The organism is Flagellimonas oceanensis (assembly GCF_003992595.1).
Classification (GTDB): Bacteria; Bacteroidota; Bacteroidia; order Flavobacteriales; family Flavobacteriaceae; genus Flagellimonas; species Flagellimonas oceanensis.
This window is the reverse complement of the sequence record NZ_RZNA01000024.1, coordinates 1-17267: the sequence shown is the minus strand read 5'-3', so window position 1 is coordinate 17267 and position 17267 is coordinate 1. Positions and strand designations below refer to the sequence as shown.

Here is a 17267-nt window from a genome sequence, read left to right as displayed (position 1 = left end):
TTTTAAAAAGTTACACTAAAGCCAAATGTATAAGTTCTTGGCCTTGGGAATGATGAGTAATCGATACCGGCAATTGGAAGACCGTTCAATAGGTCTCCAGAAGCTGGAGTAACACTTACCTCAGGATCCAAACCACTGTAATCCGTGATTACGAATAGGTTCTGACCTGTAAGGCTCAACCTCATGGTTTTGAAAAGCCCGTCGCCTGATAGTGGTACATTATATCCGATGGATGCGGTCTGTAGTCTTACAAAATCCCCTTTTTCCAAGAATCTTGTAGATACCGAAGCTTCTGCAAAGCGACTTTCCTCGCCTGCCAAATCCACTACATCTTTTATAACATTGTTTCCACTTCCAATGGCACCCGCAGTAAAGAAGGCGTTGGCCGTGTTGTTATATATGTAGTTTCCGAATTGTCCGGTGAAATACAAAGACGCATCCCAGTTTTTATAGTTTGCAGAAGTAGAGAAACCTCCAGTAATGTCTGGCAGTGCACTTTTCCCAACAAATTTTTGGTTATCCGTACCACCTTCATGAACTGGGTTTCCGTTTTCATCAAATCCAGTGAATTCCCTTAGGTAGAAAGAGTAAAGAGGCTGTCCTGTTTGCAAACGTTGTGCAAATGCATTTGTAAGACCTGCACCTCGTATGGTACCTGCTGGAATGGCTCCTTCAAAATCTTGAATTTCGTTTTTGTTGTATGCCATATTGAAACCAGCTGTCCAGAAAAAGTCCTCTCCTTGTAAAATATCGTAGTTAAGCGAGAATTCAACACCTTGGTTCAATACCATCGCATCCAAATTTTGGAAGAAGAACGGCTGTGGAGATGGCTGCGCCGCTTCAACACTTAACAATAAGTCTCTGGTCTCTTTGCGATATACATCAACGCTACCGTTCAAACGATCGTTAGCAAAACCAAAGTCAATACCAACACCATACTGTGTTGTTTCCTCCCATTTAAGGTCTGGATTCGCAAAATCCACGGTACTTGTACCTGGAACGTTGACGGCACCACCGTCTCCAACGCTTCCTCCAGAATATCTTTCCCTTCTTACAAATCGACCATAACCAATACCATCTTGGTTACCTGTGATACCATAGCTCAACCTAAGTTTAAGAGTTGATACGGCATCGCCGATAAAATCTTCTTCATTGATTTTCCAAGCGAAGGCCGCAGATGGGAAAATACCATATTTGTTGTTTTCACCGAAACGGGAAGAACCATCGGCCCTTACTGTGGCCGTGAACAAATATTTGTTGGCTATTGTATAATTGACCCTTCCAAAGAAGGATTGAAGTTCGTCTGTGTAATCGAATGTATCTGCAAATAGTGCTCTAACACCTAAACCGGTAGTTTCGCCAAAGAATTCTGTTTCTGGCGTAGGAAATAAGCGATTCACAAAAAGGCCAGCTGGATTGCCGGGTACGTCAAAGGAGTACCCGTATTGCTGGTATTCACCTGGAATCATGGACTCCAAGGTATTTGCTGAACTAGATAAGTCTCGAGGCATTTGGTTTAGGTCGGGCGATGAGTATCCCCAACCTTCGATATTTCTTCCTCTTGTGTTGAAATCTTGGTAAGAGAAACCAACCAAGGCATCAAGATTGGAATTGTCAAACTCTTTAGTGTAGTTCAATGTTGCTTCCAATAACCTATTTTCATTGATCAGGTCGTTCAATGCGCCTCTACCATTGTTACCGGCACCCCTCGCAACGTTAAATGATTCAGCGGTAAGAGAAGCCTCTCTCTTTGAATCGGATTTATCATAACCAACAGTGATTTTTCCCGTTAGTTCGCTAGTGATATCGTACTCGGCGGAGAAATTGACCAAAATACGGTCTGTATAGGTCATGCTTTGCCAGTTTTCCAAGAGGTTCAAAGGGTTTATCCTATCTCCTGGATTGAATTGAGAATTGGCAGGCCACGTTGGGTTGGCCGCATAAGCTGCCCCAAGTAAATCCCCAGTGGAACCGGCACTACCACTCAATGGTGGAGCTTCATCGTTAACCCTTGAGAGCGTACCTTGTAGATTTAGGCGTAGTTTGTCATCTAACAAACGTTGTGAGGCATTAAGCCTTCCTGTTATTCTTTCTTGAGAGGATTTCTCTATAACCCCGAATTGTTTCCCGTAATTGAAAGTGGCCCTAACATTACCGGAACCGTAGTTCTGGGAATAAGCCAAGTTGTTGTTCGTGGAAGCAGTGGAACGGGTAACTAAGTTTTGCCAATCCGTATCGGCACCAGCATTGATGGCTGTTCCTCCAAAAGCATCAACAGCGGAAAGGAACTCCGAAGCGTTCAATAAATCGTAGCTATTGGCTGGAGTTGAGTAACTCAAATCTGAAGAGTATTCCCAAGTACCACCGCTAGCTCCGGTTTTTCCACTTTTAGTAGTGATTATAACAACACCGTTCGCACCTCTAGAACCATAAATTGCAGTAGCGGAAGCATCTTTCAAGATACTCATACTTTCAATATCGTTAGGGTTAAGGAAGCTTAACGGGTTTCTTGCAGAACTGGAACCAACACCAATGTTGGTACCTTCGGAAGAAGTGTCCCCTGAAGGTAATGGAACCCCATCAACTACAAAAAGAGGGTTGTTGTTAGATCGAACGGAAGAGGTACCCCTAATTCTAATGGCGACTCCAGAACCTGGCTCACCACTACCTTGGGCAATCTGAACACCGGCAGTCTTACCTTGGATCAATTGCTCAGGAGAAGAAATCACACCTTTGTTGAAATCTTCAGAGGTTACTGCTGCAACCGATCCGGTCGCATCCTTAACAGTAGTTTGTCCGTAACCTATGATTACTACCTCGTCCAATGCTTGTGCATCTTCCTCCAAGGTCACGTTAATGGTAGATTGTCCATTAACTGCAATTTCTTGGGTCTTGTACCCAATGTAGCTAAAAACCAAGGTTGCGGCATCCCCTATATCATTAAGGGTGTAGTTACCATCAAAATCGGTCTGCGTACCATTGGTAGTACCTTTTACCAATACGCTTGCCCCTGGCAAAGGTCCGTTTGCGTCCGAAACGGTACCCGATACTGTCTGAGCTTTCGCCAACCCAAAGCATAAAAATGCCCCAAGCAAGAGAAAGCTTCTTAGTAGCGTAATCTTCATAAATAATTAATTTTAAGTTTAGTTAATTTTAATTCAAGTGTTAAACATATATAAAAAAAAGGTTAATCGAAATTTAAGTATATTGCAAAATACTACGAAACCGTTTTCGTGTTAATAACTTTGAAATGTGAAGGTGTGACAAAACTCTAGTCGTTAGTTTGTTGTAATCTCAAAAAAGAGATTGAGAATTGTTAATTCAATAATGCGCCCTCTAATATAAGGAATTTATTTTTTGGTTAAGATTTTTTCTCAGCACGGTAGTTACGCCTACTTTTGTTAAATAAATAAAATATGTACTGTTGCTTGTACCATTATTGAGTAATTTTCAACGCCAAATCAGTTAGCCAAAAATATTTGATCATTGAAAGCCAAGATTACCTTAAAAGATATAGCCCGTGAACTCGAGGTGTCCATTTCCACCGTTTCGAAGGCGCTCAAGAACAGTGAGGAGATAAGCAGGGACACCAAAGAGAAAGTTCAGGCCTTTGCAAAGCTCTACAATTACAAGCCGAACAATATTGCGATAAGCTTAAAGAACAAGCGAACCAAGAACATTGGGGTTGTTATCCCCGATATCGTGCACCATTTTTTTACGACCGTAATTCGAGGCATTGAAAAATACGCCAATGCGCGTGGTTATAATGTTATTGTTTGTCTTTCCGAAGAATCTTTTGACAAGGAAGTCATCAATATGGAGATGTTGGCCAATGGGAGTATCGATGGATTTATCATGTCCCTTTCCTCGGAAACACAGCAAAAGGGAGATTACAATCATTTAAAGGAAGTAACGGAACAAGGTATTCCCGTAGTACTTTTTGATAGAATTACCCAAGAGGTAGAGTGCGATAAAGTGATTATCGATGATGAACTTGGAGCTTATCAAGCCACTAAAAAGTTTATCGATCAAGGCAAAAAACGAATAGCACTCATCACTACCGATGATTATTTAAGCGTGAGCAAGGCTCGGACCAAAGGCTATAGAAAGGCATTGGAGGAGAGTTCCCTTGGTATCGATGAATCCATGATGTTGAAAATGCCCTCCATGGAAATGGATGAGGAAGCCATAAAAACCTTTTTGGACTCCAAGAATCCCGATGCGGTTTTGTGCGTGAACGAAATCTTTGCAGTGTGCGGTATGCGCTGGGTTCAGAAAAAAGGGTTGAGAATTCCAGAAGATATCGCGTTCATAGGCTTTACCGATGGTGTTTTGTCCAAATATGCCAACCCAAGCCTTACCGTTGTGGCACAACATGGTGAGAAAATGGGAGAAGAGTCAGCCAAAATGCTCATAGATAAGGTAGAGAGCGAAGCTGAAGTGGAAACCTATCAAACCAAAATATTGGAACCCACCTTGGTGGTCAGGGATTCCATAGCACATTGATAGCCATTAGCAAACCAATTTTGAAAATGAGAACAATTTCCGGCCTTGTTTTATTCCTAACCATTGTCGTGCTAACTTCGTGTAAAGATAAACCCGACCAAAAGCCTACCCCTCCACCTATGAAAAAGAAAGAAGTAGTCTATCAGGTATTTACCCGTCTTTTTGGAAACACCAATACCACCAACAAGCCGTGGGGAACTATTGAGGAAAATGGTGTAGGGAAGTTTGCTGATTTCTCAGAAAAGGCCTTAGCCGAAATCAAAGATTTGGGCGTTACCCATATTTGGTACACGGGAGTACCGCATCATGCGGTTATCCGCGACTATACGGACTACGGAATTTCCAATGATGATCCCGATGTGGTAAAAGGAAGGGCGGGGTCGCCCTATGCCGTCAAGGATTACTATAATGTCAATCCCGATTTGGCCACAGACCCATCAAAACGACTTGAAGAGTTCAAACAATTGATTCAAAGAACCCACGATGCCGGTCTTAAAGTAATCATCGACATTGTTCCCAATCATGTGGCTAGAAATTATGAAGGGAGAACAAATCCAGAGGGAGTTGAGGATTTTGGAGCTTCCGATGATACATCCAAAGAATATGATGTCAACAATAATTTTTACTACATCCCGGGAGAAGCCTTCAAAGTGCCAGAGTGGCAAGATGGATATTTGCCATTGGGAGGGGATGAAAATAGATTGGCGGATTCAAAATTTGAAGAGGTGCCCGCCAAATGGACGGGCAACGGTTCCCGATTGGCGCAGCCCCACTTCAACGATTGGTACGAGACCGTAAAAATCAATTACGGCGTTCGACCTGACGGCACCAAGGACTTTGAGGAACTGCCGGACACTTATGGTCAAAAGGATTATAAAGCCCACTACGGATTTTGGAAGGACAAAACCTTGCCGGATTCATGGCATAAGTTTAAGGACATTACCCAATATTGGTTGGATTTTGGTGTGGATGGATTCCGTTTTGACATGGCCGAAATGGTTCCTGTGGAATTTTGGAGCTACCTCAATTCCAATATCAAAATGAAAAATCCCGATGCTTTTCTATTGGCCGAAGTATACAACCCAAGTTTGTACCGGGACTACATCCATCAAGGTAAAATGGATTACCTGTATGATAAGGTAGAACTCTACGATAGCATCAAACACATTATGAAAGGCTACGGTTGGACGGACCATATTCCCGTTGTACAAAAAGGCATGGCCGATATAGAGCACCATATGCTCCACTTTTTGGAGAACCATGATGAGCAACGTATAGCCAGTCCCGATTTTGTAGGCGACGCCGAATTGGCAAAACCGGCCATGGTGGTCTCCGCCACCATCAGTACATCGCCAACCATGATCTATTTTGGGCAGGAAGTTGGGGAACCTGGGGCCGAAGATGCAGGTTTTGGAAAACCGACACGAACCTCAATTTTCGACTATATCGGTGTGCCACATCATCAGCGGTGGGTGAACAACAATAAGTTCGATGGTGGACAATTGTCCGAAGAAGAGAAAAATTTAAGGGACTTTTATAAGCGACTCCTGAATTTTACCATCAACAGTGAAGCCTTGATGGGCGAATATCGGGAAATTCATTTCTACAATAAGGATAACACTGAAGGTTACGACCACAGGGTACTTTCCTATGTACGTTGGAGTGAAAACGAAAAACTGATTGTCCTCTCCAATTTTGATGAGCATAAAAGCTATTCCTTCGATTTCAAAATACCCGGAGATGTGATCGCCAAATGGCAGTTGACCGATGACGATTATCCAATCAGTGAAAAGCTCTACGGGGAAATAGAGAAGAAACTCTCCGTAAGCAATGGACAAGGGCACATCCAATTGGAATTGGAACCTTTGCAATCCTACATCTTTAAGGTGGAAGAATAGGCTCGGGTTTGTTTGAAGGACCGAATGCTAAAGGAATAAAGATTTCTTCATGCAGTGTTGAAAGTGATATTCAATTGCAAATTGTATTTTTAAGCATCAAACCAAACCAAAATGAAGCGAAACTTACTTGTGGCTTTTGTGGCCATTCTACTTTTAACCAGTTGTAACATGGAAGAATCAAAACCATTGGTTGTTGGACATAGGGGAGCCATGGGTCACGAGACCGAGAACACTTTGGCATCAATTGAAAAAGCCATGGAACTCGGCGTGGATATGATTGAGATTGATGTGTTCAAAATAAAGAGCGGAGAGATTGTGGTTTTTCATGATGATCAAGTGGATAGACTTGCGGATTCCCAAGGCGATATAGAAGGATATGATTTGGACAGTTTAAAACAACTTACCTTAAAAGGTAACCACAAAATACCCGAACTAGCGGAAGTACTTGACTTGATGGACAACAAGGTCCAACTCAATATAGAGTTGAAAGGAGCCGGAACCGCGGAAGATGTCAATCAAATAGTGAACACATATATTGAAGACCATGGTTGGTCTCTGGATAATTTTGTCATTTCCAGTTTTAAATGGGATGAACTTAAGGGCATGAGAGCTGTTAATAAGGACATAAAGATTGCCATATTAACCTCCGATGATCCGCTTGGAGCTATAAATGTGGCCAAAGAGCTAGGTGCGGTTGCTATAAACCCCAACTACAAAACGCTAACTCAAGAGAACACGGCAAAAATCCAATCCGAAGGATTAAAGGTATATACATGGACGGTTAACGAACCCAAGGACATTCAAAGAATGGTGGAGTTCGGGGTCGATGGCATTATTACAAATTACCCGGAACGCGTGAAGTAATGTTCGATGTTATAATCGTAGGAGGCGGAGCAGCTGGGTTTTATGCGGCTATACAAATAGCGGAACGTTCAACCGATATAAAAATCGGCATTTTTGAACGTGGCAAAACCGTACTTTCCAAAGTAAAGGTTTCAGGAGGTGGACGATGCAATGTGACCCATGGCGAATTTATGCCCAAAGAGCTGACCACAAATTATCCAAGGGGGGAGAAAGAGCTCTTAGGTCCATTTCATAAATATGCCCCAATGGATGTCATGGCTTTTTTTGAGGAAAGAGGCGTACCGCTCAAAATTGAAGATGATGGTCGCGTGTTTCCAAAAAGTGATTCTTCACAAAGCATCATAGATTGTCTGGTTGGTGAAGCACATCGATTAGGGGTTAAAGTACTGAAAAACAGTTCAGTAAAGACAATTGGTAAATTGGATGATGGCTGGCAGGTCACTACAATGAACAAACACTATCAATGCAAAAAACTATTGGTGACCACTGGAAGTAATCCCAAAATCTGGAAGCAACTGCAAGATTTGGGTCATCACATTATTTCGCCGGTACCTTCCTTGTTCACATTCAATATTAACGATAAGAGAATTCAAGGTATTCAAGGCATAAGTACGTATGCTACTGTTGAGGTAATGCCCAGGAAAACCTTCCATACCGATAAAAAAAGCCTGAATCTTAAAAGCAATGTAAAAGACGAGGCCGTTCTTTATTCAGATGGTCCACTTTTGATAACGCACTGGGGCTTGAGCGGCCCTGCCATTTTGAAGCTTTCTGCATGGGGAGCTAATATCCTGCATGATTTCAATTATTCGTTCAGGATCAAAGTGAACTGGTTGCCCGATTACAGCACCGAATCCATGGAGGCCTACCTCAAGGAACTAAAAGGAGTGGAGGCCAAAAAAACGGTTATGCGAACCAATGTGACCGAACTTCCCAAACGCTTATGGAAGCGCTTGGTAGAAGCAGCCGGTATTGCTCCCGATGAACGTTGGGGAGACATCAACAAAGAGCAGTTACAAGCACTGTCCGAACAATTGACGGCCTCCTCATTTAAGGTGGAGGGCAAAAGTACCTTCAAAGAAGAATTCGTTACCGCAGGTGGAGTTGATTTAAAGGAAATCAACTTTAAGACCTTCGAGAGCAAATTGCATCCCAATCTCTACTTTGCGGGTGAGATCATCAATGTGGATGCCATTACCGGAGGATTCAACTTCCAAAATGCATGGACAGGAGCCTATATTGCTGCTCAGGCCATTGCCTCCTAAAAATTTATTGCAATGCTAAAGCAATCCACGCGGCTATCGACGCTCCCAATATCGGGCCTATAACTGGAATCCAAGCATACCCCCAACCGTTGGACCCCTTGTTTTTTAAAGGTAAAAGTGCATGTACGATTCGCGGCCCTAAATCCCTAGCGGGGTTTATCGCATAGCCCGTAGTGCCGCCCAAGGACAAACCTATGCCCCAGACTATCAAAGAAACGGGCAACGCACCCAACGAGCCCAACCCAATAATGGCATTGTCTGTGGATAGCACTGCATCTGTAAAATAAAGCACCGAAAAGACCAATACAAAGGTTCCCAACACCTCGGAAAACAGATTTATAAATGTGTTCGAAATGGCGGGGGCTGTACAAAAAACACCTCGTTTGGTGCCACCATCTTCTGTGGCATTGAAATGATCTTTGTTTGCCAGCCACACGCAAAATGCTGCGAACATAGCGCCGATAAATTGAGCCAAAATATAACCGGGTACTTCGCTCCAAGGAAATTCGCCCGCTACGGCCAATCCAATACTTACGGCAGGGTTGATATGTGCACCGCTGTGTGGTCCAGCGACCACAACGCCGGTATACACGGCAAAAGCCCATCCCGTGGTGATTACAATCCAGCCAGAGCCGTTACCGTAGGTTTTTTGTAGGGATACGTTGGCATTTACGCCACATCCGAGTACCATCAGCAAAAAAGTACCTACAATCTCAGATACAAAAGGAGTCATATAAATGTAATGTTAGTGTTTATGATATTTTTGAAAATTAGGGGTTCTCAGTCCAGAACTCCAATGCTTTTATGGCCTTGTACCAACTTTTGATGCCTTCATCAATGGCTTCACGTTCTTGAGTTGGATTAAAATGTACATCGGTTTGCCAAATATCCTGGATTTCTTCTGGACTTTCCCAATAGCCAACGGCCAACCCTGCCAAATACGCGGCGCCCATCACGGTGGTTTCCACGATCTTTGGTCGTACGGTAACGGTATTCAATACATCGGCCTGAAACTGCATCAGCATATCGTTTACAGTGGCACCACCATCAACACGAAGCTCTTTTATGGAAATGCCGGAATCCGCTTCCATGGCTTTGAGGATATCCATGGTCTGATAGGCGATCGATTCCAGGGCAGCACGAGCAATATGGGCATCGGTACTTCCTCGAGTAAGACCAAATATGGTTCCTTGTGCCTTTTGGTTCCAATGCGGGGCTCCCAACCCCGCAAAAGCGGGAACAAAAACAACGCCTTCTGTGCTATCCACCGAACTGGCAAGTTTTTCCACCTCTGCAGAGGTTTTTATAATGTTTAGACTATCCCGTAACCATTGTACCACAGCACCAGCAATAAAAATGCTTCCCTCTAATGCGTAGTGTGTTTTTCCATTGATTTTCCAAGCCACCGTGGTCAGTAGGTTGTTGTCGGAAACAATCGGTTTTTCCCCAATGTTCATCAGCATGAAACAACCGGTACCGTAAGTGTTTTTGACCATGCCCTTTTTTGTGCACATTTGACCGAACAAAGCGGCTTGTTGATCACCGGCAATCCCTGCGATCGGGATTGGAGTGGCAAATAAATTGGGGCTGGTATGTCCGTAGACCTCGCTTGACTGTTTTACTTCGGGGAGCATGCTTTTTGGGATTGTCAACAGATCCAAAAGCTCATCGTCCCAATCCATGGTATTGATGTTGAAGAGCATTGAACGGCAGGCATTGGTCACATCGGTAATGTGAAGCCCTCCATCCGTCATTTTCCATATCAACCATGAATCTATGGTTCCCATGATTAAATCCCCTGCTTCGGCTTTTTCTCGTGCCCCATCCACATTATCCAAAATCCATTTTACCTTGGTGCCTGAGAAATAGGAATCAATGACCAATCCCGTTTTTTCCCGAATCATATTGGATTTACCTTCTTTTTTCAACTCATCGCAATAATCAGCGGTACGCTTGTCCTGCCAAACAATGGCATTATAAACCGGTTCACTGGTGTTCCTGTCCCAGACCACTACGGTTTCCCGCTGATTGGTAATGCCAATAGCAGCCATTTGTGCTGCTTTCAACCCTTTTTTGCTCACAGCCTCTGCGGCCATTCCCGCTTGGGTGGACCAGATTTCGTCTGGGTCGTGTTCCACCCATCCTGGTTTGGGAAATATTTGCGTGAATTCTTTCTGTGCTACGGAGATAATGGTTCCCTTTTTATCAAAGACCACGGCACGGGAACTGGTGGTGCCTTGGTCCAAGGCAAGGATATATTGATTCATTTTGTTAATTTAAGTGCGTTTGAATTTACTAAAATTAATTCGGGTTTGGAATCCATCAGTATGGGGAATACATATATAGCCTTACTACGCGGAATCAATGTAAGTGGTCAAAAAAAGATAAAAATGGCCGATTTGAGGCATATTTTGGAGGATAGCGATCTAAAAAACGTAAAAACCTATATCCAAAGTGGTAATATTGTTTTTGATAGCGATCAGGTTGATAAGGACATACTTCAAGAAAAAATTGCGGCAACCATCCATCAGCATTTTGGATTTGATGTGCCGACCTTGGTAATCCAGAAAAATGACGTTGAACAAATTCTGAATGCCAATCCTTTTTCAGAAGAGGCGGAGGAAAACAAATTGTACTATGTTTTGCTGAAAAGTCATCCAAAGGATGATTTGGTCAAGCAGTTCAACCAACTTCAATTTGAACATGAAGGATTTCACATGACCGATTCCTGCGTGTACCTATTCTGTAAAAATGGTTATGGTAGAGCAAAACTGAATAACAATCTCATTGAAAAAAAGCTGGGAGTGGAAGCTACCACTAGAAACCACAAAACGATGTCGAAGCTTTTGGAAATGACTTCGGGTTAGGGATTGAGTTCCCAGATTTTGTAATTGAGGGTTGAGGCAAAGGCCACCCATAGAACATAGGGAACCATCAACAGCGCGGCAGGTTTACTGATGACCCTGAACCATTTTATGGTAAGGATGATCATGGTCAACAAGGCCAAGATAACAATCATTCCCCCGAATGGATTTTTGAGTCCGAAAAAAACGATGCTCCATAAGGCGTTGAGCAACAGTTGGAACACAAAGTGATACAAGGCTGTTTTTACCCAAACATGATGATAGCCCTTGGACCAAACAAGACCTGCAGCTATCCCCATCATAATGTACAATGCTGTCCAAACCGGGGCAAAAAGATAATTCGGAGGGGTGAATGATGGTTTGCTCAGCGTAACGTACCAATCGTTGACGGAGCTTTGGGTCGCGATGCTTGACAAAAAACCAATGACAAGGCAGACCAAAACACTTATGGCTATGTAAACGATTCTTTTTTTCATGGTTGGTGCAACTTCCACTAAAATAAGAATTTATTTCAATCCGATTTCCAGTAAGTTTGCCGCTGCTTATATTTGTTTAAACATCCACGCTCAATGACGGAAAATGATTTTTTGCCCGGCGATTACCAAAATTTGCCAGAACAAGGTAAGGTCACTTGGAAAGCTCCCAGCAATATTGCCTTGGTAAAATATTGGGGAAAACGCCCTGTTCAAATGCCCGCCAACCCTTCCATTAGCTTTACATTGGATGCATGTGCAACTACCACATCAGTTTCTTTTGAGAAAAAAAACACCAAAGATGGATTTTCTTTTGATTTGTTTTTTGAAGGAAAACCAAAGGATGATTTTAAACCCAAGATTCAAACTTTTTTGGAGCGGATTGAGATGTATCTTCCTTTTTTGAAGGAATATCATTTTACGATCGGAACCTCCAATTCATTTCCGCACAGTAGTGGAATCGCATCATCGGCCAGCGGAATGGCGGCCCTATCGATGTGTTTAATGGATATTGAAAAGCAATTGAATCCGAAGTTGGATGATTCCTTGTTCTTTGTAAAAGCATCCTATTTGGCTAGATTGGGGTCGGGAAGTGCATGTCGAAGCACCAAGGGCAACCTGGTTCAATGGGGAGCACACCAAAATATTCCCAACAGTTCCGATTTGTATGGTATTGAATACCCGTTTGAGATAAATCCCGTCTTTAAAAGTTATTGCGATACGATTTTGTTGGTGCACAAAGGACAAAAACAGGTCAGTAGTACGGTGGGGCATCAGTTGATGCATGGACACCCCTATGCCGAAAATAGATTTGAACAGGCTTTTTCCAATTTGGATAGGTTAAAACCCATCTTGGCCGATGGCAATCTGGAAGAGTTTATCGAATTGGTGGAAAGTGAGGCGCTGACCTTGCATGCCATGATGATGACCAGTATGCCCTATTTTATGTTGATGAAACCCGATACCTTGGAAATCATCAATAAAATTTGGGAATATCGCGAAGCAACCAAGACACCTGTTTGCTTTACCTTGGATGCCGGTGCCAATGTGCATTTACTATATCCGGAAGCAGACAAGGAAAAAGTACAGGATTTTATAAAGAATGAATTGGCTGAACATTGCCAGAACGGTCAATATATCCACGATCAAGTAGGGTTGGGGGCAATCAAAATAAACGGTTAAAAATGAACAGCTAAGCTGTTTTTTTACGTTATTTGCCAAGATTTTAGACCATGGGAACAGGTTTTTAAAGATAAAGTTGGTTTGTTTATCGAATTTTATCAAAAATTAAACAAAATTTGTTTGTATCTTAGTAGTATATATGAAAGGTCCATTATTTTATTCCAAGATTTTATTGTTCGGGGAGTACGGCATTATCAAAGACTCCAAAGGACTTTCAATCCCGTATAATTTTTTCAAAGGAGCGCTCAAGAGGGACAAGAACGATTCCAAAATGGCGCAAGAATCCAATAAAAGCCTAAAGGCTTATGCCGAGTATCTCAAGGTGCTCGAAATCAAGGAAGAAGGTTTGGTTTCTTTTGATATTGAAGCTTTGGAAAAAGATGTTGCCGATGGAATGTATTTTGATAGTTCCATTCCGCAAGGCTATGGCATTGGGAGTAGTGGTGCATTGGTCGCTGCCATTTATGACCGCTATGCCACGGACAAGATCACGGTTTTGGAAAACCTGACCCGGGAAAAACTGCTTCAATTGAAGAAGATATTCGGTAAAATGGAGTCTTTCTTCCATGGTAAATCCTCTGGATTGGACCCTTTGAACAGCTACTTGAGCTTACCGATTCTCATCAATTCCAAAGACAATATAGAATCCACCAGCATTCCTTCTCAAAATACCGAAGGAAAAGGAGCTGTGTTCTTGTTGGATAGTGGAATGACGGGAGAGACTGCACCTATGGTGCAATTGTTCATGGAAAACATGAAGCAGGAAGGTTTCCGCAATATGATCAAGGACCAGTTCATCAAACATACCGATGCCTGCGTTGAAGACTTTTTGAACGGCAATGTAAAATCCTTGTTCGGTAACCTGAAGCAACTTTCGCATGTGGTGTTCGATCACTTCAAACCCATGATTCCATCCAAATTCCACCAATTATGGCAAAAAGGAATCGAGACCAACGATTACTACCTTAAACTCTGCGGTTCTGGTGGTGGTGGATATATTTTGGGCTTTACCCAAGATTTGGAAAAGGCCAAAAAAGCACTCAAAGGCCATAATTTGGAGGTAGTGTACAACTTCTAAAAGCAAATACATGCTTAGTAGAAAAAACAAACTCTTGCTGTTTAAGCTGTTGAGTCTGTTTTCTGTGGTCAGGGGTTACAACATCCTTGTGATTACCTTGGCGCAGTACTTGGCTTCCATCTATATTTTGGCGCCCCACATCCCCCTGCAGCATGTCATACTGGATTTGAACCTTTTTCTTATTGTTACCGCCTCGGCACTTACGATAGCGAGCGGTTACATCATCAATAATTTTTACGATGCCGAAAAGGATTTGATCAACAAACCCACCAAAAGCATGTTGGATCGTTTGGTAAGCCAGCGATTTAAATTGACGACCTATTTTATCCTCAATTTTTTGACAGTTTTCGCTGCAAGTTATATCTCGTTCAAGGCAGTGCTGTTTTTCTCTGCCTATATTTTTGGTATTTGGATTTACTCACACAAACTCAAGCGTATACCTTTTGTGGGTAACCTGGTATCCTCCACTTTGGCCATTGCACCATTTTTTGTGGTGTTTGTGTATTATCAGAATTTCCAGACCGTAATTTTTGTGCACGCTCTCTTCCTGTTCTTGTTGATTTTGGCCCGTGAAATGATCAAGGATTTGGAGAATATGGCAGGCGATATGGCACAGAATTATAGGACCATACCCATTATTTACGGTCCCAATGTGTCAAAATCCATGATTACTTTTTTAATTGGACTGACCTTGGTTCCCGCACTGCTGCTCATCAAATCGTTTGATATAGGGTATATGTACCTCTATTTCATGGCTTGCATTGTCTTATTGGTTTTGTTCCTCGTACTGTTATGGAAGGCAAAGGGGAAAAAACACTATGTGTGGCTGCACAACATCATCAAGTTCATTATTGTTGCAGGGGTTTTCAGTATTCTTTTGATTGATGTGGATGTAGTGCTGAATCGAATTATGTAATTCTTTGTTCTTTAAGTTTTTTGGAACTTAAAAAGACTACATTTGCAAAAAATTCGACTGATGGCGAAATCAGACAACAATAAGGGCAGAAGGCCTTCCAAAAACTTCAAGGGCGGGGATAGAAAGAAACCGTTCGATAAAAAATTTTCCTCAAAACCTAAGCAGAGCGCTCCACGGAAAAAATCAAATCCAGATGAGATTCGGTTGAACCGATATATTGCCAATGCGGGCATTTGTTCCCGAAGGGAAGCGGATACCTATATTGCTGCAGGCAACGTTACCGTGAACGGAAAAACCATAACCGAAATGGGTTATAAGGTAAAGCGTTCCGATGATGTTCGTTTTGATGGAAAACGACTCAACTTGGAAAAGAAGGAGTACATTTTGCTCAACAAACCCAAGAATTTTATTACCACTACGAGTGATGAAAAGGGACGCCGTACCGTAATGGAACTGATTTCAAGTGCTTCGAACAACCGCTTGTTGCCCGTTGGCCGTTTGGATAGGAATACTACAGGTCTATTGCTTTTTACCAATGATGGAGACCTGACCAAAAAACTGACGCACCCCAAGCATAATGTGCGCAAGATCTATCATGTGCATTTGGACAATAACCTAAGCTTGGGCGACCTTCATAAAATTGAAGCTGGTCTTGAGCTGGAGGACGGACCCATTTCAGTGGACAGCATCAGCTATATCCAAGGAGCACCAAAGCGTGAGATTGGAGTGGAAATCCACAGCGGACGTAACCGTATTGTACGCCGTATTTTTGAACATTTGGGCTACAACGTGACCAAATTGGACCGTGTGATCTTCGCTGGTTTGACCAAAAAAGATTTGCCTCGTGGCCATTGGAGACACTTAACGGAGCAGGAGGTCATCAATTTGAAGAATATAAAGTAATTGTTTTAGGGATTATGGGAGAGAAGGGTCACACAATCCCCGAAAGGAAACCAAACCCAGCTCGTTTGGCATATACACTATTTTTTACAGTTTTATTTTGCGCTCCAAGAATTTTATTCGAGACAAAAAATAGAGCGTAAACATTTTAATTCAGTTGCTTCTTGAATTAAGCAATCCAATGACAGATTTCATCCATTTCCATATCTATTTCATTGATTTCATTTGCCATTTAAAATCTTTTGCTCTGATATTTAGATAATATTGATGGGCGTTACTGTTGTGTCCACGATGATAGATTACTTGATTTGGAATTATATCGCTCCAAGCCAAGAAGGGTTTTGTTGAAATTTGAATACCCTTTTTGTCTAAAATTAGAATTGCATTATTTTCCTTTATTTTTTTAAAGAAATGGAGATTAATCAGAGCCATTGATATGGTAAGTATTGACCAAATCCCAATAAGTAGTTTTAAAGACCGATCTTTTAGTAAACCTCTAGATGATATTGCCAATACAAGCAATAAAGCATTGTACATCAATACACTTTTTATCAATTGGGTTTGACCTCCTCCCGTTAAACCGGACAGTTTGGAATTAGAGTGTTCTGGGCGAATAAATGTTTGACTTTAAACAAGTATTTGCTTATGGGACGATCAAAGTATTCAGAATCGCAGATCGTATTTGCGATCGAACAGGTGGAGACGGGGACCCGTATCCAAGAGGTATGTCGCAAGATGGGCATCAGTGAGGCCACATTTTACAATTGGAAGAAGAAATATGGTGGGCTGGGTGTTTCCGAACTCCGGAGGCTGAAGAACCTGGAGGAGGAGAACGCACAGTTGAAGAAACTGGTCGCCGACCTGAGTCTGGACAAACAGATCCTACAGGACGTGCTGAAAAAAAAGTTCTGAGGCCGTCCCGAAAGCGCGGGATGGTCGATAATATAAGGATGGAGTACAATATTTCCATCCAGCGTTGCTGCAAGCTCGTATTGCTGCACAAGAGTGTTTTCTATTACAGGGCCAAGGGCCGTAGCGATGAACTGTTGCGCATGAGAATGAACGAGATTGCCGCTGTCAGGGTACGCTACGGGTTCTGGCGTATCCATATTCTTTTGAGACGGGAGGGTTTCATGGACAACCACAAACGCATGTACAGGGTCTATTGTGAGGAAGGGCTGAACCTGAGGAGCAAGCGGCCCAAACGGAACCGTTCCGCCGCACACAGACAGCCCGCAGAGGGGAACGCCTCCAGTTTGAACGAATGTTGGAGCATGGATTTTGTCTCGGACCAGTTGTACAACGGGAGCCGTTTCAGGGC

The 17267-nt window shown here is 42.6% G+C and carries 14 protein-coding genes and 2 pseudogenes; 11 read left to right on the top strand and 5 right to left on the bottom strand.

Features of this window, described 5'->3' with window-relative positions:
• Positions 1-2: 2 nt before the first annotated feature.
• Positions 3-3125, bottom strand: coding sequence for a SusC/RagA family TonB-linked outer membrane protein (locus tag EO132_RS07065; RefSeq protein WP_127137212.1), 3123 nt, complete (start codon positions 3123-3125; stop codon positions 3-5).
• A 361-nt stretch (positions 3126-3486) separates the two neighbouring features.
• Here EO132_RS07065 and EO132_RS07060 point away from each other — a divergent pair, with 361 nt between their 5' ends.
• From EO132_RS07060 to EO132_RS07045, 4 genes are all read left to right on the top strand, one after another.
• The gene (locus EO132_RS07060) at positions 3487-4506 is read left to right on the top strand and encodes a LacI family DNA-binding transcriptional regulator (RefSeq protein WP_127137211.1); all 1020 of its coding nucleotides are present in this window, start codon (positions 3487-3489) and stop codon (positions 4504-4506) included.
• Between the two features lie 26 nt (positions 4507-4532).
• A complete protein-coding gene (locus EO132_RS07055) occupies positions 4533-6404 on the top strand; it encodes an alpha-amylase family glycosyl hydrolase (RefSeq protein WP_127137210.1) in 1872 nt (623 codons plus the stop codon).
• Positions 6405-6515: 111 nt separating this feature from the next.
• On the top strand, positions 6516-7268 hold the full coding sequence (locus EO132_RS07050; protein WP_235856398.1) for a glycerophosphodiester phosphodiesterase: 753 nt from the start codon (positions 6516-6518) through the stop codon (positions 7266-7268).
• Complete coding sequence (locus tag EO132_RS07045) at positions 7268-8533, top strand: BaiN/RdsA family NAD(P)/FAD-dependent oxidoreductase (RefSeq protein ID WP_127137209.1); 1266 nt, start codon at positions 7268-7270, stop codon at positions 8531-8533. The genes EO132_RS07050 and EO132_RS07045 overlap by 1 nt, the downstream gene beginning before the upstream one ends.
• Positions 8534-8537: 4 nt before the next feature.
• Here EO132_RS07045 and EO132_RS07040 read toward each other — a convergent pair whose 3' ends face one another.
• Positions 8538-9266, bottom strand: coding sequence for an MIP/aquaporin family protein (locus EO132_RS07040; RefSeq protein WP_127137208.1), 729 nt, complete (start codon positions 9264-9266; stop codon positions 8538-8540).
• Between the two features lie 37 nt (positions 9267-9303).
• Positions 9304-10800, bottom strand: coding sequence for a glycerol kinase GlpK (gene glpK, locus EO132_RS07035; protein ID WP_127137207.1), 1497 nt, complete (start codon positions 10798-10800; stop codon positions 9304-9306).
• A 45-nt stretch (positions 10801-10845) separates the two neighbouring features.
• Here glpK and EO132_RS07030 point away from each other — a divergent pair, with 45 nt between their 5' ends.
• Entirely contained in the window at positions 10846-11400 is a 555-nt protein-coding gene (locus tag EO132_RS07030; protein WP_127137206.1) for a DUF1697 domain-containing protein, read from the top strand.
• Here the strand turns inward: EO132_RS07030 and EO132_RS07025 are convergent.
• A complete protein-coding gene (locus EO132_RS07025; protein WP_127137205.1) occupies positions 11397-11873 on the bottom strand; it encodes a TspO/MBR family protein in 477 nt (158 codons plus the stop codon). The genes EO132_RS07030 and EO132_RS07025 overlap by 4 nt on opposite strands.
• Before the next feature lie 93 nt (positions 11874-11966).
• Here EO132_RS07025 and mvaD point away from each other — a divergent pair, with 93 nt between their 5' ends.
• The 4 genes from mvaD to EO132_RS07005 all read left to right on the top strand — a co-directional run bounded on the left by mvaD (position 11967) and on the right by EO132_RS07005 (position 15949).
• A complete protein-coding gene (gene mvaD, locus EO132_RS07020) occupies positions 11967-13052 on the top strand; it encodes a diphosphomevalonate decarboxylase (RefSeq protein WP_127137204.1) in 1086 nt (361 codons plus the stop codon).
• Positions 13053-13191: 139 nt separating this feature from the next.
• Complete coding sequence (locus tag EO132_RS07015; RefSeq protein ID WP_127137203.1) at positions 13192-14130, top strand: mevalonate kinase family protein; 939 nt, start codon at positions 13192-13194, stop codon at positions 14128-14130.
• Between the two features lie 10 nt (positions 14131-14140).
• The gene (locus EO132_RS07010) at positions 14141-15046 is read left to right on the top strand and encodes a geranylgeranylglycerol-phosphate geranylgeranyltransferase (RefSeq protein ID WP_127137202.1); all 906 of its coding nucleotides are present in this window, start codon (positions 14141-14143) and stop codon (positions 15044-15046) included.
• A gap of 60 nt (positions 15047-15106) precedes the next feature.
• Positions 15107-15949: a pseudouridine synthase gene (locus EO132_RS07005; RefSeq protein WP_127137201.1), complete on the top strand. Its 843-nt coding sequence runs from the start codon at positions 15107-15109 to the stop codon at positions 15947-15949.
• 204 nt (positions 15950-16153) lie between these two features.
• Here EO132_RS07005 and EO132_RS07000 read toward each other — a convergent pair whose 3' ends face one another.
• Positions 16154-16483 carry a hypothetical protein gene (locus EO132_RS07000; protein ID WP_127137200.1) on the bottom strand — a complete coding sequence of 110 codons (330 nt, stop codon included), beginning with the start codon at positions 16481-16483 and terminating at the stop codon, positions 16154-16156.
• 108 nt (positions 16484-16591) lie between these two features.
• Between EO132_RS07000 and EO132_RS06995 the strand changes: the two are divergent.
• Both EO132_RS06995 and EO132_RS06990 read left to right on the top strand, forming a co-directional pair.
• Positions 16592-16879: pseudogene (locus tag EO132_RS06995) on the top strand (transposase); the annotation flags it as partial.
• Between the two features lie 110 nt (positions 16880-16989).
• Positions 16990-17267: pseudogene (locus EO132_RS06990) on the top strand (IS3 family transposase); the annotation flags it as partial.

Excerpts from the sequence above, each read along its gene's own strand:
- EO132_RS07000 (WP_127137200.1), bottom strand. The coding sequence starts at position 16,483 with ATGTACAATGCTTTATTGCTTGTATTGGCAATATCATCTAGAGGTTTA.
- EO132_RS07065 (WP_127137212.1), bottom strand. The coding sequence starts at position 3,125 with ATGAAGATTACGCTACTAAGAAGCTTTCTCTTGCTTGGGGCATTTTTA.
- glpK (WP_127137207.1), bottom strand. The coding sequence starts at position 10,800 with ATGAATCAATATATCCTTGCCTTGGACCAAGGCACCACCAGTTCCCGT.
- mvaD (WP_127137204.1), top strand. The coding sequence starts at position 11,967 with ATGACGGAAAATGATTTTTTGCCCGGCGATTACCAAAATTTGCCAGAA.
- EO132_RS07045 (WP_127137209.1), top strand. The coding sequence starts at position 7,268 with ATGTTCGATGTTATAATCGTAGGAGGCGGAGCAGCTGGGTTTTATGCG.
- EO132_RS07025 (WP_127137205.1), bottom strand. The coding sequence starts at position 11,873 with ATGAAAAAAAGAATCGTTTACATAGCCATAAGTGTTTTGGTCTGCCTT.
- EO132_RS07050 (WP_235856398.1), top strand. The coding sequence starts at position 6,516 with ATGAAGCGAAACTTACTTGTGGCTTTTGTGGCCATTCTACTTTTAACC.
- EO132_RS07055 (WP_127137210.1), top strand. The coding sequence starts at position 4,533 with ATGAGAACAATTTCCGGCCTTGTTTTATTCCTAACCATTGTCGTGCTA.
- EO132_RS07010 (WP_127137202.1), top strand. The coding sequence starts at position 14,141 with ATGCTTAGTAGAAAAAACAAACTCTTGCTGTTTAAGCTGTTGAGTCTG.
- EO132_RS07040 (WP_127137208.1), bottom strand. The coding sequence starts at position 9,266 with ATGACTCCTTTTGTATCTGAGATTGTAGGTACTTTTTTGCTGATGGTA.
- EO132_RS07005 (WP_127137201.1), top strand. The coding sequence starts at position 15,107 with ATGGCGAAATCAGACAACAATAAGGGCAGAAGGCCTTCCAAAAACTTC.
- EO132_RS07015 (WP_127137203.1), top strand. The coding sequence starts at position 13,192 with ATGAAAGGTCCATTATTTTATTCCAAGATTTTATTGTTCGGGGAGTAC.